Origin of the sequence: Prevotella sp. CAG:255, assembly GCF_000431195.1 — a bacterium.
GTDB lineage: Bacteria > Bacteroidota > Bacteroidia > Bacteroidales > Bacteroidaceae > Prevotella > Prevotella rara.
In genome coordinates this window covers 1-3,658 of sequence record NZ_HF986812.1, presented here as the reverse complement: position 1 = coordinate 3,658, position 3,658 = coordinate 1, and the positions used below count along the sequence as shown (strand labels likewise).

General features: G+C 46.6%; 3 protein-coding genes. All 3 read right to left on the bottom strand.

What is annotated here, in order from left to right:
- Window positions 1-37: 37 nt before the first annotated feature.
- Window positions 38-2,863 (bottom strand): type I restriction endonuclease subunit R, encoded by a 2,826-nt coding sequence (locus QVO66_RS07695; protein WP_008666030.1) that lies wholly within the window; start codon window positions 2,861-2,863, stop codon window positions 38-40.
- A 23-nt stretch (window positions 2,864-2,886) separates the two neighbouring features.
- Window positions 2,887-3,186: a helix-turn-helix domain-containing protein gene (locus QVO66_RS07690; protein WP_007482716.1), complete on the bottom strand. Its 300-nt coding sequence runs from the start codon at window positions 3,184-3,186 to the stop codon at window positions 2,887-2,889.
- A 211-nt stretch (window positions 3,187-3,397) separates the two neighbouring features.
- A partial coding sequence (locus tag QVO66_RS07685) for a tyrosine-type recombinase/integrase (RefSeq protein WP_288172733.1) occupies window positions 3,398-3,658 on the bottom strand: 261 nt, incomplete at its 5' end.

Sequence of the window (3,658 nt, the reverse complement as noted above, 5' to 3'; positions counted from 1 at the left end):
TCTGTTAGGTACAGACTGTTTAATAATTTAATCATATTCAATCCCAACTAAAAGTTCTTATTATGCTACGCAATCTATCCATTATCCTTGTCAAAGCCTTTCGGGTCTTAATCAGTCCGAGGTGCTTCTCTTTGAGCGCCTTTTGTATGATTTCCGGCTGCTCTTTTTGCAGGTAGTCATACTCTTTCAAGTAATGGTCGAGCACATCCGAAGAAAGCCCCTCGTCCTGTGCCAAAGAGTTCACGGCTTTTTCACGTTCTGTGGAGATATAGCGGTTCAAGCGTTCCTCCAGTTCGCTTGTACCGTCCGCCTTTTGCCGTCGCGCCATGAAGTTCTCCTTATCCTCGTCCACATTCTTTTGAATGAAGCCGTCAATGAGTTTCGCCTTGTTACGCATTTCGGCATCCTTTATCATCGTGTCAATGATGTTCTTACGCCGCTCTGCATAGTCCGTGCTGTATGGATTAAGGTTAGCAATCAATTCGAGGATATAAGCCACATTAATAATGTCGCTGTGCAGGAGTTCAAGGCAGAAATCCACATCCTCCAACCGTTCATCGCTTGGCGTTTCATCGCCGCCGCTTGGAGAGGCTGAAGGCATATCCGACGGAACAAACGTATCGTGAATGTCAAGGTACTTGCTTCGGAAGTCCATAAACTGTTGTTCGGTCATGCCGAGGTCGTCCGCATCATCGCTGTAATCCTCGTATATTTGGATTTCCGCGTGTTTGCGGATGATGTCGCGGAAAGCCAGCACAAAGTCTTTCTTGTCCTTTTCGCTCTGCAACAGGTCTATGCTGCTTGGCTCCGGGTATTTCTGCAAGAAGTCCGTTGCCAACTGCTGGTATTCCTTTTTCACATCCTCAAAAGGTGGACGTACTATTTCTTCGGGATTATTTGAGTTACTGAAAAGCCTGATGGCCGTATCAACATTGCTTTTCAAATCACGGAAGCATATAATCTTTCCGAAACGCTTTTTCTCATTCAGTACACGGTTGGTTCGGCTGAACGCTTGCAGCAATCCGTGGTACTCCAAGTTCTTATCCACATAGAGCGTATTGAGTTTCTTGCTGTCAAAGCCCGTAAGGAACATTCCCACGACAAGGCAGAGGTCAAGCGGTTTCAAGTCAGCCCGCTTCTTTTTCATGCGCAGGTTGATGTCATCGTAGTAAGCGCGGAAATTTTCGGTAGTGAATGCTGTGCCGAACATTTCATTGTAGTCATCCATGATGGCTTGCAGTTCGTCCGCCTCGCCTGTGCTTTCGCTGACATACTGCCCCGTATTCATTCCCGTCTGTTCATCGTCCTGGCTGCTGTTGGCAGCGTATGTAAATACTGCACCGATACGGATTTTCGGCTTCAACGACTTGAATATCTTGTAATAGCGGATAAGCATCGGTACGGATTGCACGGCAAACAGCGCATCAAACTCACCGTCAAAGGTTGACTTATTGAAATTATTAAGGATGAATTTGGCTATCTCCTCCATGCGGTTGGCATTGCCCTTTTCCACTTCTTCGCTTCCATGATAATACTCCACAAGGAAGCCCAGCACGTTTTCATCGGCTATGGCATCCTTGATAAGGTATTGGTGCAGGCAGTTGCCGAATATCTCTTTGGTGGTATGCCCGTTAATGGCATTCTCCGTGAAGATGGGCGTACCCGTGAAGCCGAACACTTGGGCGTTGTCAAAGAACTTCATGATGCGCTTGTGACTTTCCCCAAAGTGGCTTCTGTGGCACTCGTCGAATATCATCACGATACGGGAGTGGCGTATGGCCTCAATCTTGTTGCTGTACCACGTCTTGCTAACTGCGGCGTTGAGCTTCTGAATGGTAGTGATGATTATCTTGGAATTGCTGTGCAACCGTTTCACCAACTCATCCGTGTTGTCCGTGCCGTCCACCGCACCCGGCTCAAAGGCTTCATATTCCGATTGGGTTTGGGTGTCAAGGTCGTGACGGTCAACCACAAACATTACCTTATCCACATCGTCCAGTTCGGAAACAAGCTGTGCCGCCTTGAATGAAGTCAAGGTCTTTCCGGCTCCTGTTGTATGCCATATATAGCCGTTGTCGTTGGAGTTCTTCACCTTATCCAATATCTTCTCCACGGCATAGAACTGGTACGGACGAAGCACCATCAGGCACTTGTCGCCCTCATGCAGCACGATGTATTTTCCTATGATTTTGCCGAGCGTACATTTCTCCAAAAATGCGGCTGCAAACTTATCCAATTCATTGAACGGCACATTGGCTGCGTCCGTCCAGTTGAACGTGAACTTATAGCCTCCGTTTGGATTGTTGGCGAAGTAGCGTGTGTTGACACCGTTGGAAATCACGAACAGTTGAATGTAATCAAACAACCCGTGATAAGAAGTCTTATGATAGCGTTGGATTTGGTCGTATGCCACCCTTAACTCTACGCCCCGACGTTTCAATTCAATCTGTACCAAAGGCAGACCGTTTATAAGAATGGTCACATCGTAGCGGCACTTCTTACGCCCTTCCACCGTGATTTGGTTGGAAACCTGAAATTCGTTCTGACACCACTGTTGACGGTTAAGGAACTCCACCCAGATGCGTTTGCCGTCCGCCGTGTCAAGCGGATAAAGGTCGCGGAGCTTCTTCGCCTTTTCAAAGCGTGTGCCTCCTTCAAGGTAGATGAGTATCTTGTCAAATTCCTCATCCGTAAATTCGGTACGGCCATGCTCCGCCAACCGCTTACGGTTGTGTATCTCCAACTGCCTCTTGAAATTGGCTTGAAGATTGTCCTCCTCGGCAATTTGGACATATTCATAGTCCATTTGCTGGAGCGTGGCGATAAGTCCGGCTTCCAATGCCGCTTCACTTTGTATAGACATATTCCTGTTCTACCTTTTATGCGTTACTTATTATCATTCAGACTTCTGATAATCTCAATTCCCAATGCGTTTTCTATCTTGCAAATGGTTTCCAACGACATATTCTTTTTGCCTTTCAGCACTTTGGATATGTATTGCTGGGTGCAGTTCATCTTTTCGGCAAGCATCTGTTGCGTCAAGCCGAGTTCCGTCATCCGTTTTGACATGGCGGCGGCAATCAACTGTGAATATTCCGCCCAATCCTTTTTATCCTGTTTCACACCAGTTTCCTGCTTTACGGCTTCCAAAGCCATACAAGGCATTTTATCTGTCGTTGTATTCATTGAAAGATTACCTTATCTTGTCTGGATGCAAAGGTAATACAATTATTCGAGAAAACACAACCAACGAGTTGTGTTTTTACAAAAATGATTTCTTCTCCATAAATATGAAACATTATAGGGAGTCGTTGATTTAGCGACCCCCTAAACAACTTCTACTTCAAATATAGGGGGATGTCATTTCAACAACCCCCTGTTTGGGCTATCATTCAAGTTAGAACACACCGTTTGTCAGGTTCATTGCTTCAACTTTCTTTTCCATTTTCACCTTTGCGTAAACCTGCGTTGACGCGATGCTGCCATGCCCCAAAATCTTGCTGACTGAGTAGAGTTCCGCACCTGCCGTTATCGCCAGCGTTGCCGCCGAATGGCGGCTGCTGTGATAGGTGAAATCCTTTTCTATCCCTGCCTTGTCCTTGATGCGGCGCACGTACTTTGCCACGTTGTCGGGCTTCTTCACCAACGGGAAGATGAT